The 16,210-nt window shown below is 63.0% G+C and carries 19 protein-coding genes; 5 read left to right on the forward strand and 14 right to left on the reverse strand.

What is annotated here, in order from left to right:
• The 8 genes from xth to tgt form a co-directional block, all read right to left on the reverse strand.
• The gene (xth, locus tag I6A82_RS11770; RefSeq protein WP_198095019.1) at nucleotides 1-774 is read right to left on the reverse strand and encodes an exodeoxyribonuclease III; all 774 of its coding nucleotides are present in this window, start codon (nucleotides 772-774) and stop codon (nucleotides 1-3) included.
• Between the two features lie 128 nt (nucleotides 775-902).
• Nucleotides 903-1,235, reverse strand: a complete 333-nt coding sequence (locus I6A82_RS11775) for a HesB/IscA family protein (protein ID WP_198095020.1) — start codon at nucleotides 1,233-1,235, stop codon at nucleotides 903-905.
• A 105-nt stretch (nucleotides 1,236-1,340) separates the two neighbouring features.
• Nucleotides 1,341-1,964, reverse strand: coding sequence for a M23 family metallopeptidase (locus I6A82_RS11780; protein WP_232343428.1), 624 nt, complete (start codon nucleotides 1,962-1,964; stop codon nucleotides 1,341-1,343).
• Between the two features lie 161 nt (nucleotides 1,965-2,125).
• Complete coding sequence (locus I6A82_RS11785; protein WP_232343644.1) at nucleotides 2,126-2,893, reverse strand: ferritin-like domain-containing protein; 768 nt, start codon at nucleotides 2,891-2,893, stop codon at nucleotides 2,126-2,128.
• Between the two features lie 59 nt (nucleotides 2,894-2,952).
• A complete protein-coding gene (locus I6A82_RS11790) occupies nucleotides 2,953-3,408 on the reverse strand; it encodes a peroxiredoxin (protein WP_198095022.1) in 456 nt (151 codons plus the stop codon).
• Nucleotides 3,409-3,410: 2 nt separating this feature from the next.
• Nucleotides 3,411-6,116, reverse strand: coding sequence for a bifunctional [glutamate--ammonia ligase]-adenylyl-L-tyrosine phosphorylase/[glutamate--ammonia-ligase] adenylyltransferase (glnE, locus tag I6A82_RS11795; RefSeq protein ID WP_198095023.1), 2,706 nt, complete (start codon nucleotides 6,114-6,116; stop codon nucleotides 3,411-3,413).
• Between the two features lie 56 nt (nucleotides 6,117-6,172).
• Nucleotides 6,173-7,102, reverse strand: coding sequence for a DUF808 domain-containing protein (locus I6A82_RS11800; RefSeq protein WP_198095024.1), 930 nt, complete (start codon nucleotides 7,100-7,102; stop codon nucleotides 6,173-6,175).
• Nucleotides 7,102-8,232 carry a tRNA guanosine(34) transglycosylase Tgt gene (gene tgt / locus I6A82_RS11805; RefSeq protein WP_198095025.1) on the reverse strand — a complete coding sequence of 377 codons (1,131 nt, stop codon included), beginning with the start codon at nucleotides 8,230-8,232 and terminating at the stop codon, nucleotides 7,102-7,104. The genes I6A82_RS11800 and tgt overlap by 1 nt, the downstream gene beginning before the upstream one ends.
• Before the next feature lie 35 nt (nucleotides 8,233-8,267).
• Here tgt and bufA1 point away from each other — a divergent pair, with 35 nt between their 5' ends.
• Together bufA1 and I6A82_RS11815 are read left to right on the forward strand one after the other, a co-directional pair.
• Nucleotides 8,268-8,597 (forward strand): BufA1 family periplasmic bufferin-type metallophore, encoded by a 330-nt coding sequence (bufA1, locus tag I6A82_RS11810; protein WP_198095026.1) that lies wholly within the window; start codon nucleotides 8,268-8,270, stop codon nucleotides 8,595-8,597.
• A 73-nt stretch (nucleotides 8,598-8,670) separates the two neighbouring features.
• Nucleotides 8,671-9,195: a hypothetical protein gene (locus I6A82_RS11815; RefSeq protein ID WP_198095027.1), complete on the forward strand. Its 525-nt coding sequence runs from the start codon at nucleotides 8,671-8,673 to the stop codon at nucleotides 9,193-9,195.
• Here I6A82_RS11815 and I6A82_RS11820 read toward each other — a convergent pair.
• The 6 genes from I6A82_RS11820 to I6A82_RS11845 form a co-directional block, all read right to left on the reverse strand.
• Nucleotides 9,192-10,121 carry a cation diffusion facilitator family transporter gene (locus tag I6A82_RS11820; protein WP_198095028.1) on the reverse strand — a complete coding sequence of 310 codons (930 nt, stop codon included), beginning with the start codon at nucleotides 10,119-10,121 and terminating at the stop codon, nucleotides 9,192-9,194. The two genes, I6A82_RS11815 and I6A82_RS11820, sit on opposite strands and share 4 nt — an antisense overlap.
• 93 nt (nucleotides 10,122-10,214) lie before the next feature.
• On the reverse strand, nucleotides 10,215-11,243 hold the full coding sequence (gene queA, locus I6A82_RS11825; RefSeq protein WP_198095029.1) for a tRNA preQ1(34) S-adenosylmethionine ribosyltransferase-isomerase QueA: 1,029 nt from the start codon (nucleotides 11,241-11,243) through the stop codon (nucleotides 10,215-10,217).
• 25 nt (nucleotides 11,244-11,268) lie between these two features.
• Nucleotides 11,269-11,937, reverse strand: a complete 669-nt coding sequence (locus tag I6A82_RS11830) for a peptidylprolyl isomerase (protein ID WP_198095030.1) — start codon at nucleotides 11,935-11,937, stop codon at nucleotides 11,269-11,271.
• A gap of 103 nt (nucleotides 11,938-12,040) precedes the next feature.
• Nucleotides 12,041-12,538, reverse strand: a complete 498-nt coding sequence (gene coaD, locus I6A82_RS11835) for a pantetheine-phosphate adenylyltransferase (RefSeq protein WP_187336562.1) — start codon at nucleotides 12,536-12,538, stop codon at nucleotides 12,041-12,043.
• Nucleotides 12,539-12,552: 14 nt separating this feature from the next.
• Complete coding sequence (locus I6A82_RS11840) at nucleotides 12,553-13,461, reverse strand: polyprenyl synthetase family protein (protein ID WP_198095614.1); 909 nt, start codon at nucleotides 13,459-13,461, stop codon at nucleotides 12,553-12,555.
• 14 nt (nucleotides 13,462-13,475) lie between these two features.
• Complete coding sequence (locus I6A82_RS11845; protein ID WP_187336563.1) at nucleotides 13,476-13,739, reverse strand: exodeoxyribonuclease VII small subunit; 264 nt, start codon at nucleotides 13,737-13,739, stop codon at nucleotides 13,476-13,478.
• A 125-nt stretch (nucleotides 13,740-13,864) separates the two neighbouring features.
• On the opposite strand from I6A82_RS11845, the gene I6A82_RS11850 reads away from it, so the two are divergent.
• The 3 genes from I6A82_RS11850 (at nucleotide 13,865) to panB (ending at nucleotide 16,123) form a co-directional block, all read left to right on the forward strand.
• Nucleotides 13,865-14,311: a hypothetical protein gene (locus I6A82_RS11850; protein WP_198095031.1), complete on the forward strand. Its 447-nt coding sequence runs from the start codon at nucleotides 13,865-13,867 to the stop codon at nucleotides 14,309-14,311.
• Nucleotides 14,312-14,587: 276 nt separating this feature from the next.
• Nucleotides 14,588-15,190: a hypothetical protein gene (locus I6A82_RS11855; protein WP_332310968.1), complete on the forward strand. Its 603-nt coding sequence runs from the start codon at nucleotides 14,588-14,590 to the stop codon at nucleotides 15,188-15,190.
• Between the two features lie 63 nt (nucleotides 15,191-15,253).
• Nucleotides 15,254-16,123, forward strand: coding sequence for a 3-methyl-2-oxobutanoate hydroxymethyltransferase (gene panB / locus I6A82_RS11860; RefSeq protein WP_198095032.1), 870 nt, complete (start codon nucleotides 15,254-15,256; stop codon nucleotides 16,121-16,123).
• The last annotated feature ends 87 nt before the right edge of the window (nucleotides 16,124-16,210 follow it).

Here is a 16,210-nt window from a genome sequence, read left to right on the forward strand (position 1 = left end):
TCAATCGGCCAGCTCGATCCAGGTCGGGGCATGATCGCTGGCTTTTTCGCGGCCTCGATATTCCTTGTCGACGCCGCTAGCGCGCAACCGGTCGGCAGCCTCCGGCGAGCACAGAAGATGATCGATGCGGAAGCCATGATCCTGCTGCCAGGCGCCCCGCTGATAATCCCAGAAGGTCCAGATGCCGCCCGCAGGGTGCTGCGTCGCCAGCGCGTCGGTCCAGCCATCCGCTAGCAGGCGGCGATAGGCGGCGCGCGATTCGGGCTGCATCAGCGCATCGTCTTTCGTCGCGCGCACCGAGAAGGTGTCTCGATCATGCGGGATGACATTATAGTCGCCGGCCAGAACCGCCGGGATTTCCTCCGCCCAGATTTCGGCGGCCCGGGCGCGCAGGCGCTCCATCCAGCGCAGCTTGTAATCGAACTTCGGGCCGGGCTGCGGATTGCCGTTGGGCAAATAGATGCTGGCGATGCGCAGGCCGTGGGCGTCAGCCTCCAGATAGCGGGACTGTTCGTCCTCCGGCTCGCCCTCCAGGCCGCGGCGAATCTCTTTGGGTTCCTGACCCTTGGCGAGAATGGCGACGCCGTTGAACCCCTTCTGGCCGTGGATCAGCACGCCATAGCCCGCCTTCTCCAGATCGCCGACCGGCACGCCCTCGTCCGCGCTCTTCAGCTCCTGCAGGCACACGATGTCGGGTGCGCGCTCCTCCAGCCATTCGACGAGTCGCGGAAGGCGCGCCTTGACGCCGTTGATGTTGAAACTGGCAATGAGCATGGCCGCGTTGGTAGCGCGACGTGACGCTGATGTCAGGAGTGTTTGCGGACAACCTGAGATGCCGCGAAACCGCGTTTGTTGAAATCACGAAGAACGACGCAACCGCGCAGCCGCGATCGCAATCCGAATCAGACCGAGAAACTAGTCCCGCAACCGCAGCCCGACGCCGCGTTCGGGTTCTTCACCTCGAAATGCTTGCCGCCGAGCGATTCGACAAAATCGACTGCGCTGCCGCGCACCAGATCGAGACTGATTGCGTCGACGGCAAGCCTCACTCCCTGCTCTTCCGCAACCGTATCGTCAGGCTCGATCGCGTCGGCGAGGCCGAACTTGTATTGGAAGCCGGAACAGCCGCCGCCCTCCACCGACAGACGCAGGATAGCCGGCACTCCCTGTTTCTCGGCGATCACGGAGACGCGGCGAGCCGCGGCGGGGAGGAGAATGATGGGAGCATCGGTCATAAGCACAAGATAGGACCAACAAAAAGGGGCGGCAAGGTCTGGCCCTGCGCGCCCCGGAGTCTTTGCACCCTCTCCCAAAGGTGACCTTGGTAGGCGGGAACGGGGTTAGTCGTTCGGACCGCCTATATCGTCAGTAGCACCGGAATTATCTGCAAGTAAAGTGCCGTTCATCTGGTTCATGAAGCTGAGCGGATTGACAGGCTTGCCCGCGATGCGGACTTCATAGTGAAGGTGCGGCCCGGTGGAACGACCGGTGGAACCGACATAGCCGATCAGATCGCCCTTCTTGACCCGCTGATAAGATTCGACGTTGAGGCGCGAGAGATGGCCGTAGCGCGTCTCGACCTGGTTACCATGTTCGATCTCGATGAAGTTGCCGTAGCCGTTCACCCAGCCCGCACGCTCAATCAGACCGTCAGCGGTTGCATAGATCGGCGTGCCGGTGGGAGCTGCCATATCGATGCCGTGATGATTACCGCGCCCGCCGCTGAAGGGATCGCTGCGATTGCCGAAGTAGCTGGTAAGACGATAGCCACTAACCGGCTCGATCGAAGGCACCGAAACTTCAAGCTGCGGCTTACCGGCAGTGGCGCGGCCGCTCCAGACATCAAACATCTGCTTGAAGTTCGCATCCGCTTCTCCAAGCGGCGTGATGATTTTTTCGGAACCTTCCAGCTGATCGTCTATTTGAAAGGCATCAGCAGCGCTGCTGTTGGCATGAGCCGGCATAGCAATGGCACAGACGGTAAGCGCAAACGATGCAATGCGGCCAGCGGCCGAAAGACGAGGAAGCATAAAAGACCCAACCCTTTTTCTGCGGAAGCGACGGGAACTCTTCGCTTCCTTATTCCTTGTATGGCCAACCCCCCGGTCGGCCTTGTGTGTTAAGCTTAAAGCGCAGAAGCGGGTTGGATAGCAACAGCCCCATAAAAGTCTCGCGTTAAACCGGCCTGTCGGCGCGCTGAGTCGTTGAACGGTGGCTTAATTGGCCCACGGAAGTGGCGAGAGATTAACGAAACCCAAAGATTTGCGGGCGATTCCTCGCCTTGACAGCTTGTTTCGACATCGTTCCGAAATCCCCAATCGAACCATTTCGCACCGAAGCCGACATGGTTGATTTCATCCTCATAGATACGTTGCAGGATGCGGGCCGACGGCTCGTCTCCAGCCGCGCGGAAGCGCTCAACCATAGGCGGGGTGACGTCGAGGCCACGCGCCTCCAACACCATCGGTACCACGGCAAGCCGCGCCATGGCATCGTGCGCGGTCTCACTTGCCGCCTCCCACAGCCCAGCATGCGCGGGTAACGCGCCATAACGACTACCGAGCTGACGCAGACGCCGATCGAGAATGGCGAAATGCATCGCCTCATCCGCCCCCACGCGCATCCAGTCATCCACGAACGCCCGCGGAAATTGTCCGCCGAAGCGCCCCGCCACGTCGAACGCCAGATCAATCGCGGCAAATTCAATATGCGCAAGCGCGTGAAGCAGCGCGATTCGCCCTCTCAGCGATCCTGCTTTTCCGCGCCGTGGCATGCGGTTGGGTGGCAATAGCTCCGGTCGCGCCGGACGGCCGGGCGCATCCGGCATGTAATCATCGAACCGAAAATCGAGCCGCCCCAAGCGCCAATCGCGCGCCACCTTGCGCGCGGTCATCCGCTTGGCCTGCGGGTCCGCCGTGCGCAGAACCGCAGCGCATCCTTCAGCGATGCTTCTCACGCAGCCTCGCGCAGCGCTTCAAGCACCGCTTCGGCATGGCCCTTCACCTTCACCTTGCGCCAATCGCGCAGCAGCTTGCCGTCGGCACCGTAGAGAAAGGTGCTGCGCTCCAAGCCCATGAAGCTTTTCCCGTACATCTGCTTTTCCTTCCAGACGCCAAGGCGTTCAGACAGATCGGTCTCGGCATCCGAGAGCAGATCGACGGTAAGATCCTGCTTCTCGCGGAAGTTCGAAAGCTTTTTCGGGCTGTCTTTCGATACGCCCGCCACAGCAGCGCCGGAGCTTTTGAAATCTTCCAGCATCTCGCTGAACGCGATGCTTTCCTTGGTGCAGCCCGGCGTGTTCGCGCGCGGGAAAAAGAAAAGGACGAGCGGTTTGCCCTTATAGTCGGCAAGCGCTTTCGGCTCGCCGCTATCATCGGTCAGGGTGAGGTCAGGCATGGTTTCGGCCATATTCAGTCCTTTGCTTTTGATGGTTCGCGTGGGCCCAGCGCGGCCTCCCACGCGGCAGTCACAGCGCCTCGCGCTTGCTTCAACGCCTGCATTACCGCCGCCCAGTCTGCCAGCTCAAGGCCTTCGGCGACCAGCGCCCGCACCGGTTCCGGCGGCTCCTGACAATCGGGTGATACGAGCCGTACCAGAATGAGCAAGCGCGTCAGGAAATCGCGCGCGGCTACGAAGTCTTCGTCCACCAGCCCCGCATCCGCCAATGCACGTGCCGCCGCGGGTAGTTCGGGCGAGAGACCCTGCTTGGCGCTGAGTTGATGGAAATGGGTGACGAACTCGGCATCGATCAGCCCTCCGCTCAGCCGCTTCACGTCGAGCGGGCCGACAGGCTTCTTATGCGCCTCAATCTCGGTGCGCATGCTTCGCACGTCCTCGCCGAGATCGTCCGCAGCCGGTCGAAGGAGCACCTCGCCGATAAGCGCCTCAATGCCTTCGCGTGCGCGCTTGCTTCCATAAACCGCGCGCGCGCGCGTGAGCGCCATATGCTCCCACGTCCACGCCTTTTCGCGCTGATATTCCGCAAAGCTGGCGATCGAAACACAGGGCGGCCCCTGCGCACCGGAAGGGCGCAGGCGCGTATCGACTTCGTACAAGGCGCCCGTTGCGGTGGGCAGCGACAACGCGGCGATTACGCGCTTGGAGAGCCGATTGAAATAATCCGTCGCGCCAAGCTCCCGCGCCCCATCGGAACGCGCGGTAAAATTTCCGGTGAACAGGAAAACCAGATCAAGATCGCTGCTATGGGTCAGCGCGCGCCCGCCAAGGCGCCCTAGCGCCAGGATTACCAGTTCCCCACCGGCCACCCGTCCGTGGGTCTCCTGAAATTCGGCGATGGCACGGTCCGTCAGCACCCGGATTGCCGCTTCGGCAAGGCGCGCATAGCCGGCGGCAATCGCCAACGGATCCACCTGCCCTTCGATCAATTGCGCGCCCAGCAGAAAACGCATCTCCGTCACGTCGGCACGGACACGGTCCAGATAACGCTCATAGTCAAGCGTGTCCGGTGGACGCAGCCCGGCAACGAGCTCCTCCACCGATCCGGGCAGCCGCTTGGCATCCGGCTCCACTAGTCGGTCGACCAGGTCTGCGCGGCGCGCCAATTGATCGGCAAGCACGGGAGTGTAGCTGAGCAGCCGGCCCAGCAGCGCGATCAGGGCAGGCCGGGCCAGCAGCAGATCGAAGAAATTGATCGCACTTGGCAGGCGCTCGAACATCGAATCGAGCCGAGCGAGCGCGCGCAGCGGATCCGGCGCCTGCGCGATCGACTGCAATAAAGCGGGCAGAACTGCCTCGAAGCCCTCGCGCGCCCGCTCGCTGCGGATCGCGCGCAGCTTGCCGCTGCGCCAGCGCCGCACCAGCCGCGCGGCATTAACGGGGGCCGCAAAGCCGATGGTGACAAGCGACTCGTCCAATCGATCATCCTCAAGCGGCAGCGTCGGCGTTTCCGCCTCCTCCCAGTTTGCAAAATCGCTGTAGATCGCGTCCACCCGCTCGGCATGCGGCGCGATCCAACCGATCAGCGCCTCTCCATTTGCCAGACCGTGAAGCCGTGCCGCCGCGTCACGCTCCTCCTCCCGCTTCGGAATTTCATGCGTCTGCCGATCATGCAGCATCTGCAATCGGTGCTCTGCAGTCCGCAGCACATCATAGGCGGCGGCGATATCGTCCGCCTCCCCGCGCGGCACGTGCCCGGCCGCGGCGAGCGCGAACAGCGCCGCGCGCGTGTCGGCGGTGCGCAGCGCCTCATCTCGGCCGCCATGGATCAGCTGCTGGGCCTGCACGAAAAATTCGCATTCGCGAATGCCGCCGCGTCCACGCTTGCAGTCATAACCCGGCCCGATGGCCTGGCCTCCGCAATAATGATCACGGATCGAGCGGCGCATGGTGTCGATATTGCGGATCTGTCCGAAATCGAGCGAACGGCGCCATACGAACGGCCGGATCGCTTCCAGAAAGCGCTCGCCCAATGCGATGTCCCCAGCAGCCGCTCGGGCGCGGATGAAAGCTGCCTGCTCCCACGCCATGGCGGAGCTTTCATAATGCGAGATAGCCCCCGCGATCGGCAGTGCGATGGGGCTGACCTCCGGTGTGGGGCGCAAACGCAGATCAACGCGATAGACATAGCCGCAGGCCGTCGGCTCCTGCAGCAGCTCAAGCACGCGGCGGCCGATGCGCACCGCCGCCTTGGCAGGCTCCTCGCCCTCCTTCGTCGGCAGCGTCTCGCGATCATATAGAAGGATCGGGTCGATATCCGAGCTATAGTTCAGCTCCCGCCCGCCATGTTTGCCCAGCGCGATCAGCGCGAAGCCATGCGGCTGCGCGTCCGGCGTGCGCTCCAGAATGGCGGTGGTGATGGCGCGGTCACACGCGCGGTCCGCAAAATCGGAAAGGGTGCGCGTTACCTGCGCAAGATCCCACGCTCCGGCGAGGTCCGCGATGGCGACCGCTAGCGCCACCCCGCCCCGCTCGACCCGCAAACCATCGGAAACCGTGTCGCAAGCCTCGCCTTCCTGCCGGGCAAGAGCGAGCGCGACATCGGGATCACCTTGCCGCAGATGCGCAACGATGGCGGGGCGCTGCTCGATCAACCGGGCGAGAAACGGACTGTTGGCGGTGGCCCGTTCAAGGGCGGAAAGGAAGTCTGGCGAGGTCACCTTCTGGGGTTAGCAGCTAGCTTACATCCCCAACACCATTTCCGCATGAACCGCGCTCAGTGTCCGCCGCGTGCTTTCACCCAAAGGTGGTGCGCAGCCACCACGACCGCGCCGACGATAATGCCGACCACACCGAACAATCCGGCCTCGGCAGCCCAGCCGATCAGTCCGCCGGCGCTTTCCTCCACCACATGCGTCGCCGAATGGACGATGTGCGGTATCGTCTCCAGACCGAAGCTTTCCAGACCGTGGACGATAATTCCGCCGCCAACCCACAACATAGCCGCGGTCCCGACGACGCCGATCACCTTGAGCACCGTGGGCATCACTTTAACGAGACCGCGTCCGAAACCCGCCAGCGCGCCCTCGTCCTTGGCCAGATGCAGGCCTATGTCGTCCAGCTTCACCAGCAGCCCAACCGCGCCATACACGCCGCCGGTAATCGCAATCGATACGGCAACCAGCGTGATTGCCTGCGTCACCAGCGACTGATCGGTAATCTCGCCCAGCGAAATGGCGACGATTTCGGCGGACAAGATCATGTCGGTCCGCACGGCGCTCTTGACCTTTTGGTCTTCCAGTTCCTTCGAATTCTGCGCTGCCGCAGCGTTCTCGATCTTATGATCTTCTCCGAACAGCGCCTCGTAAACCTTTTCCGCGCCTTCGAAACATAGATAGGTGCCGCCGAGCATCAGGATCGGTGTCAGTGCCCAGGGCAGGAACGCGCTGAGCAGCATGGCGACCGGCACCAGGATGACCAGCTTGTTGAAGATCGACCCCTTGGCGATGCGCCAGATGATAGGGAGCTCACGCTCAGGCTTCAGTCCCGTGACATATTTCGGGGTGACCGCAGTGTCATCGATGACAAGCCCGGCGGCCTTGGTACCTGCCCGTCCGGCAGCCGCGCCGACATCGTCAACCGAGGCGGCAGCCAGCTTCGCAATGCCTGCGACATCATCGAGCAGCGCGGCGAGACCGGAAGGCATCAGCCGGTAACCTTCAGATAGTCCGCACGGAAGCGCGCGGCAAAATCGTTGAACTGGCTGGCTGCGATGGACTCTCGCATGGCGGCCATAAGCTGCTGATAAAAATATAAGTTATGTTCAGTCATCAGCATGGCCCCCAGCATTTCCCCGGCCCGGATCAGATGATGCAGATAGGCGCGGCTCCACCCCTTGCATACCGGGCAAGCACAGCGTTCGTCCAGCGGCGCGAGGTCTTCTGCAAACTTCGCGTTGCGAATATTGATGGGACCGTTCCAGGTGAACGCCTGCCCGTTACGGCCGGAACGCGTCGGCAGCACGCAATCGAACATGTCGATCCCCCGCTCCACCGCGCCCACCAGATCATCCGGCTTGCCCACCCCCATAAGGTAGCGCGGCGAGTCCTCCGGCAGCATGTCGGGCGCGAAATCGAGCGTGGCGAACATCGCCTCCTGCCCCTCGCCGACGGCTAGCCCGCCGACCGCATAGCCATCGAAGCCGATCTCGCGCAGCGCCTCGGCCGATCGAGCGCGAAGACCTTCGTCCAGCGCGCCTTGCTGAATGCCGAACAGAGCGCTGGTGCCATCCGTTGCGCCTTTGTCGAATGCCTCGCGCGAGCGGGCGGCCCAACGCATGCTCAGTTCCATCGACTTCGCAATCGCCTCGCGCGGCTGATCAGCGCGCGGGCATTCGTCGAACGCCATGACGATGTCGGAGCCGAGCAGCGCCTGGATTTCCATCGATCGTTCGGGCGAGAGCATGTGCTTCGATCCATCGAGATGGCTTTTGAAGCTCACCCCTTCTTCGGTGATCTTGCGCAGGTCCGCGAGGCTCATGACCTGATAGCCGCCGCTGTCCGTCAGGATCGGGCGATCCCAGCCCATGAAGCTATGGAGGCCGCCGAGGCGGTCGATCCGCTCCGCGCCGGGACGCAGCATCAGATGATAGGTGTTGCCGAGAATGATGTCCGCGCCGGCCGTGCGAACGTCGGCGGGCTTCATCGCCTTGACGGTAGCAGCGGTGCCCACCGGCATGAATGCGGGCGTCGCAATAGTACCGCGCCGCATGCGGATTTCGCCGGTGCGCGCCTTGCCGTCGCGCGCGGCGATGTGGAACTCGAAACGTGGTGGCATCATTGATCCCCTAATGCGCGGCGGGGGAATTGCAAATGGACAGGAAGCGCGCGGTATGGCGGATTGGCGTCGTGACGTCATGTCTTGCGCTGCTTTGGGGCTGCGAAAAGCAGCCGCAGACGCCGCCCTCGCCGATCCCGACCGCCTACAGCATGGCCCCGCCCGAGGAGCCGGTGCCTATGCCCCAGCCGGCATCACATGAAAAATGCTACGGGATCGCCCCATCGCAGCATAATCGCGGTGGAGCCAAAGGACCGGGCACCGCGCGGCTGGAAAAGCAGACGGATGCGTGGATTTTCGTTCCGCACGGCAAATGCGCCGATTATGGCGGGTCGCTGACGTCTCGCCGTGACAGGCGACTTTAAGACTGGTTCAGTTGGCGCTCATTCGGCGCGTCTTACGCATCACCCCTCCCGACCGTACAGGATATTGACCGCCATGATCGCCCGCCTCGCGCTTGCCGCTGCCATGTTTGCCCTGCCGGCTGCGGCAATGGCGCAGAGCGCTGACACCCGCCCCTGCATCACGCCGGAACAGAACGAGGCGGTCACCGCCTATGTCATGCCCTCGCTGGCGACCGAGATGGCCCGCAAATGCGGACCCAGTCTGGGGCAGGGCAGCTATCTGGTCAGCAACGCACAGCGCCTGTCGCAAAAGTGGCAGGCCGGTGCGGATCGCGCTTGGCCTACCGCGCGCAATGTGGTCACCAAGCTCGCAGGCATTCCGCTGGCACCCGGCAGCAGCGGCGACGGTTTTGCGAAGATGGTGCTGGCCCCTGCCCTTGCAGGGAAGATCGCGTTCGAACTGGACGCACAGGCCTGCGCGGTAACGGATCGGTTGTTACAACAGCTGGAGCCTTTGCCTGCCAACAACTTGGCGTCCGTTCTTGCGACATTACTGGAAGTAGGCGCGGCCAATCAGAGCCAGATACCCTACCGCGTCTGCCGCGAGCAGCCGAACTAGACGCAGTTCTCGTCATGCAGCAGGCACGGGATGTCCTCGCTGATCTCGATCTGCAGGGTGACATGCTCGATACCGTGATCATGCGCCAACGCTTGCTGCGTGCGCACCAGAAACTCGTCACCGGGATGGCCGCCGGGCATCACCAGATGTACGGTCAGCGCGGCCTCGGTCGTGCTCATCGGCCAGATATGCAGATCATGGACGCGCGCGACCCCCTGCTGCCCCTCCAGTAGCGCGCGGACCTTCGCGGGATCGATCTCCCGCGGCACGGCGCTGAGCGCCATGGCAACGGATTCGCGCAAGAGCCCCCATGTGCTCCAAAGGATCACTGCCACGATCACGAGGCTTACCAGCGGATCGATCCAGCGCGCGCCGGTGAACAGGATCAGCGCGCCCGCAATCACCACGCCCGCCGACACGGCGGCATCGGCGGCCATGTGGAGATAGGCGCCACGGATATTGACGTCTCCCTTGCGCCCGCGCGCGAACAGCATCGCCGTGGCCCCGTTAATTAGGATGCCAATGCCCGCCACAACCATTACCGTGACGCCGGGGATCGGCGGAGGATCGGCAAAACGCTGGATCGCCTCCAGTGTGATCATGCCGACCGCGACCATCAGGACGAGGCCGTTGGCAATCGCCGCAAGGATCGACGATCCGCGAAGGCCATAGGTGAACCGTTCGGACGGTGGGCGCTTGGCCAGTTCCGATCCGCCCCATGCGATCAGAAGCCCCAGCACGTCGGACAAATTATGACCTGCATCGGCCAGAAGCGCGACCGATCCGGTGATCAGCCCCGCAGCCCCCTCGATTGCGACGAAGGCGATGTTGAGCGCGGTGCCGATGGCAAAAGCGCGGCCGAAATCTGCCGGCGCATGACTGTGACCGCCCGGTCCGTGGTGATGATGGCCGTGGGAGTCGCTCATGAAGCCCGCTTAGCGGAGATCGCCGGGGTTATACTAGAACTTCGATACCAGGACACCAAGCGAGTGCATTCGGACGAGGCGGACCGGTGGAGATCAGTCCGGCAGCAACAGACTGCCGTCGCCATAGCTGTAGAAGCGATATTCCTCGGCAATCGCATGGGCATAGGCCGCCTGCATCCGTTCGCGGCCCATCAGCGCGCTGACCAGCATGAAGAGCGTGGAGCGCGGCAGATGAAAGTTCGTCATCAAACCGTCGATTGCTCGGAAACGATAACCCGGCGTAATGAAAATGGCAGTGTCGTCTTCGAAAGGCTGGATCACACCGTTCTCATCAGCCGCGCTCTCCAGCAACCGCAGGACCGTGGTACCGACAGCGATCAGCCGTCCGCCTTTCGCGCGCACAGCGTTGAGCCGTGCCGCCGTCTCGGCATCGATCCGGCCCCACTCGCTATGCATCTGGTGAGCATCGGTATCCTCGGCTTTCACCGGCAGAAACGTTCCCGCACCTACATGCAGAGTCAGTGTTTCGGTCGCGATGTCAGATGCATGCAAGGCGTTGATGAGATCGGGTGTGAAATGCAGCGCGGCGGTCGGCGCGGCGACCGCACCTTTTTCCCGCGCAAACATCGTCTGATAATCTTCGGCGTCGCGTTCATCGGTGGGGCGCTTGGCGGCAATATAGGGCGGCAGCGGCATATTCCCGGCGCGCTCGATCAATGTCTCGACCGGCTCGTCGCCTTCGAACGCCAGGATGAAGCTGCCGTCCTCCAGCCGCTCCTCGGCGATCGCAGCGACCCCTTCATGAAATTCTACGCGCTCGCCGGGCCGCAGCCGCTTGGCATTGCGCACAAAAGCCTGCCACCGGCGCAGGTCGATCCGTTTGTGGAGCGTAACGCCGATGCTGGCCTCTCCGCGCCGCCCCTCCAGCTGCGCCGGAATGACGCGGGTATCGTTGAAAACAAGGACGTCGCCCGCCCGCAAGAGCGAGGGAAGCTCGCGCATTGTGCGATCGGCAAGAGCATCGCCCTGCACCAGCAGCAGGCGCGCGGCATCACGCGGCGATGCCGGCCGCAGCGCAATCCGCTCGGCCGGCAGTTCGAAATCGAACAGGTCTACGCGCACGGCGCGCCTTCCCGTCCCGCCGGGCTCACTGGCCGATCGGCGCGTTCAGATCGGCGGCGCTGGGAGCCGGTGCAGCAGCGCCCGCTGCCGCATTCAGGCGCGCGCGCACCGCGGCATAATCAGGCTCCGGCTTCGGCGCATCGCCAAGCGAGGCCTGAATGATGATGTCCGGATTGGCCGGCGGCTCGCCACGCTGGATTGCGTCGACATATTCCATGCCGGAGGTGACGCGCCCGAAGATCGTATATTTGTTGTCCAGCTTGAAATTGGGCTGGAAGACGATGAAAAACTGGCTGTTCGCACTGTCTTCGCTCTGCGCGCGCGCCATGGACAGCGTACCGCGCAAATGGGGAAGCTTGCTGAATTCCGCCGTCAGATCGGGCAGGTCCGATCCGCCCGTGCCGGTGCCGGTGGGATCGCCGGTCTGCGCCATGAAGCCTTCGATCACCCGGTGGAACTTGACCCCGTCATAAAAACCCTGGCGCGTCAGGGTCTTGATCCGTTCGACATGATTGGGCGCAATGGTGGGATACAGCCGGATCGTCACCCGCCCGCCGCTCGACAGATCGAGATAAAGGACATTGCTGAGATCGGTATCGTCTACCGGCGCGTTAACCGTGCCGACCGATTGTGCGTGGGCGGCAACGCCCAGCAGCATTGCGATGACAAAGGCAAAAAGGCTGGCAATACGCATCGGTTCTGATCGTCCTGACACAAAGGGATGGACAGCGCCTCTAACGAACATGGCTGGCCCTGTCATGAACGAATGGTCTGGCGGGACGTGAGAGCGCGTGTCGTCAGGCGCGCCCTTGTGCCACACGCGCCACCACTTCTTCGCGCACGGCGGGCGTCACGAAGTTCGTGATATCTCCGTCGAAGATGGCGATTTCCTTCACCAGCCGCGATGCGATCGGCTGCAAGGAGACATCCGCCATCAGGAAAACGGTTTCGATACTGTCGTTCAGCTGCTGGTTCATGCCGGCCATCTGATACTCATATTCGAAATCAGCGACGGCGCGCAGACCGCGCACGATGACGGACGCACCGGTCTCTTCGGCGAAATGCATCAGCAGGTTGCCAAAGCTGGTTACCTCGATTTCGGTGCCCTCGATACCCGCCACTTCGCGACGCACCATGGAGAGGCGCTCTTCCACGTCGAACATCGGGTTTTTGGACGGGTTGGTGGTGACGCCGATCACCAGCTTATCGACCAGCTTCGCGCCGCGGCGGATGATATCCATATGGCCCAGGGTGATCGGATCGAACGTGCCCGGATAAATGCCGATTCGCGTCATATCATGCCCCTTGTTTAACGATCGCGCTCAACGATGAAGCGGGCCAGCGCGCGCAGCAGATCGGCCTCCGCGCCAAAACCATGCAGATGGCCCACCGCCTGTTCTGTCAGGATGTGCGCCTGTTCACGCGCGCGTTCGAGACCGAGCAGGGTGACGAACGTCTCCTTTCCCTGCGCCTCATCCTTGCGCAGGGCCTTGCCGGCCTTTTCCTCATCCCCCTCCACATCCATCAGATCGTCAGCGATCTGGAAGGCAAGGCCGATATCGCGGGCATAACCGCGCAGCGCCGTGCGCGCTTCCTCCGATGCACGGCCAAGCGCGGCCCCCATCTCCACCGATGCGGTGATGAGAGCCCCGGTTTTCAGCTGCTGCAACCGGGTAACGGTATGCAGATCATAGCCTTGCTTGTCTGCCTCCAGATCCATCATCTGGCCGCCGGCCATGCCATCCGGCCCGCTTGCCTCCGCAAGAATACGGACGAGCTCGATCCGCACGAACGGATCGCCATGCACGGCCTCATCCGCCAGTAGTTCGAAGGCCAGCGCATGCAGGCTGTCGCCCGCCAGCACGGCCGTCGCCTCGTCAAAGGCCTTGTGTACAGTTGGTTTGCCGCGCCGAAGATCGTCATCGTCCATTGCCGGCAGATCATCATGGATCAGCGAATAGACGTGGATCGCCTCCACCGCGCCCGCAGCGCGGATCGCCGCCCCGCGCTCTACGCCGAACAACTCTGAGATGGTCACAAGCAGCAAAGGCCGCAGCCGCTTGCCTCCGCCCACCGCGGCGTGGCGCATCGCATCATAGAGCCGGGCGCGCGCATCTTCGGGCGCCTTCAGCAGATGTTCGAACAGCGTGTCGATCTCCGCCGAAATACGGTCGAACGCGGAATGGAGGCTGATGGGCTGAACGGTGCTGGACGCCATCATCAGGTCCCTGCTCAGGCGTCGCCAAACGGCGTTGTGCCGCCGGGCGAACCATCTGCCTTGACGCGAATCTGGTCGATCTTCGCGCGCGCCGCGTCGAGGCGCTTCTGGCACTGGGCGCGAAGACGATCTCCCTCGGCGTAAAGGTCGATCGACTTGTCGAGCGGTACATCGCCGCGCTCAAGCTGATTCACGATCTCCTCGAGCCGCTTCAGCGCCTCTTCGAAGCTCAAATTCTCGGTTGCCCCGGCGGGGCCCGTTTCCGCTTGATCGGTCATGGTCGCTGCATGGCCGCCGCTACGGACGGGGTCAAGCAGGGCAGCGCCGAAGCGGGATAATTCACTTGGAACCGAGCGCGCGCAGGTTCATTGTGCAATGCGCAAAAAAACCAATCGGAGTTTCCATGCGTCTTTCTTTCCTCTCCCTTGCCCCAGTGGCGCTGCTGGCACTGTCTGCCTGCAACAACAGCGACAATGCTGCCGAGCCTGAAGCCGAAGCGACCCCCGCCACCGGTGAAGCGCCGATCGAGCTGCCGCCGTCGATCGTCGATAGCGGCGTTTATCGCTGTGCGGACAGCTCCGTGGTTTATGTGGACTTCTATCAGGGCGGGAAGCGCGCGGGCATCCGTACCGAACAGAACGGCCAGCCGATCATCCTGAACGCACCGGAAGCGGACATGGCTTCGTCCGAAGCCACCCCGGAGGCAGGCGCAACGCCCGAGGCCGCGGCGACTTCCGAAACCGGCGATCTGACGCTCACCGGTGGCGACGGCTACGCCTTGAAGGGCACCGGCCAGACCATCGAGGTGCAGCTACCCGGCAAGGAAATGCAGACCTGCAAGTCGAGCTAAGAGCTCGCCAGCAAATAATTTCAGGAGGGGCGCCGGTGATCCGGCCCCCTTTTCTATTCATGGGCACTTCTTGCCCTATCCGGGAACTGCCGCGTTCGCGCCGAGCCGAGCCGCACGAGCGCCCGCATCTGTCCACCCGGGTTGACAGCCCTAAGGGCGAGCGGCGATTGATGCCGCTTACTCGAAGGGTGGGGTCCGCTTATCTTTATCGGTCATTACGCACCGGCGCTCGTCGTTGCGGCGCAGCGCAAATCACCGAAGCTCGGCATCCTGTTCGTGGCGGCGCAGTTCGTCGATTATCTGTTCGCGATTTTTTTGCTGATGGACGTGGAACATATGCGCTTCCTGGAAGGCGCGACCAAGCTCGTTCCGTTCGACCTTTATGACATGCCGCTCAGTCACAGCCTTTTGGGCACGATCATCGCGGCCTTATTTTTCGCGGTTCCCGTCTATGTCTATCATCGAAAAATGCGCCCCGCGATCCTGGCGGGTGTGGTGGTGCTGACACATTGGTTCATCGATTTGCTCGTCCACGGTGCGGATCTCAGCCTTGCCGGCGGCGCGCCGAAATTCGGTTTCGGGCTGTGGAACGCGCCTGCTTACGCCATTGTGCTGGAACTGGTTCTGACGGGGGCGGCGTTCTTTTACTATATCCGCGCCACGCGGCCGCCCGTGCGGCATGCTGGCCACAGCCGGGTTTACATTCTTGCCGGCGTGATGCTGGCATTGCAGCTGTTCAACTGGTTCGGGCCGGAGGATAGCGATGTGACAATGTTCGCGATATTGATGCTGGTCGTGTTCACCGGGCTCGCCTTTCTGGCCGATTGGGCCGGGCGCGGGCGCCGCCCGGTTCCTTTTCGCCGACGTCGCTTCCACTGACCGGGCGGCCCGCCGCGGCTTTTTTCAGGACCATTTTCAGGCTCAATCAGGAAGGTATTCATTATGTCCACGACCTTCACCGTCGATAGCGCCACCAGCCGCGCCACCCCCACGCCGAAACCCATGAAACGCGTCACCATCCCATCGATCATGGCGCGCAAGGGCCAGGATAATGCGGAACCGCTGGTGATGCTGACGGCCTACACCGTGCGCACCGCGCAGCTGCTCGATCCGCATTGCGACATTCTTCTGGTCGGCGATTCGCTGGGTCAGGTGATCTACGGGCTTCCGTCCACCCTGCCCGTCACGCTTGACATGATGTGCGCGCATGGCGCCGCAGTCTCGCGCGGCAGCTATCACGCCGCAGTCGTGGTCGACATGCCATTCGGCAGTTATGAAGCATCCCCCGTCCAGGCGTTCGAAAGCGCCAGCCGCATCATGGCTGATACCGGCGCGGCGGCGGTGAAGATGGAGGGCGGCGCAGCAATGGCCGAAACCGTGCGGTTCCTGACAGAGCGCGGCATTCCGGTGATGGGCCATGTCGGCCTCACCCCGCAGGCCGTGAACGCGCTGGGTGGCTATGGCGCGCGCGGCCGATCGGACGCCGAATATGAAAAGATCGTCGGCGATGCCAAGGCTGTGGCGGACGCAGGTGCCTTCGCCGTGGTGGTGGAAGGCGTTGTCGAAACACTTGCCGATGCGATCGTCAAGGCGCTCGACGTTCCCGTCATCGGTATCGGAGCCTCGGCCAACTGCGATGGGCAGGTGCTGGTGACCGAGGACATGCTCGGCCTGTTCGAGCGCACGCCGCGCTTCGTGAAGCGCTATGGCGACATGTCCGGCATGATGACCGAAGCGGTGAAGCATTATGCGCGGGAGGTGCGCGCCCGCGAATTTCCCTCGGCCGATCAGGTCTACAAGCCGAAGGATTAGCGGACCGGGATCCACTGGGGCAGAGCGGGCGGCTAACGGCATCGGCGGGGTGCACGCCCGCCCCCTTCCCCGTTCCGGCCCCTATTC

The organism is Novosphingopyxis sp. YJ-S2-01 (genome assembly GCF_016093175.1).
Taxonomy (GTDB): Bacteria; Pseudomonadota; Alphaproteobacteria; order Sphingomonadales; family Sphingomonadaceae; genus Novosphingopyxis; species Novosphingopyxis iocasae.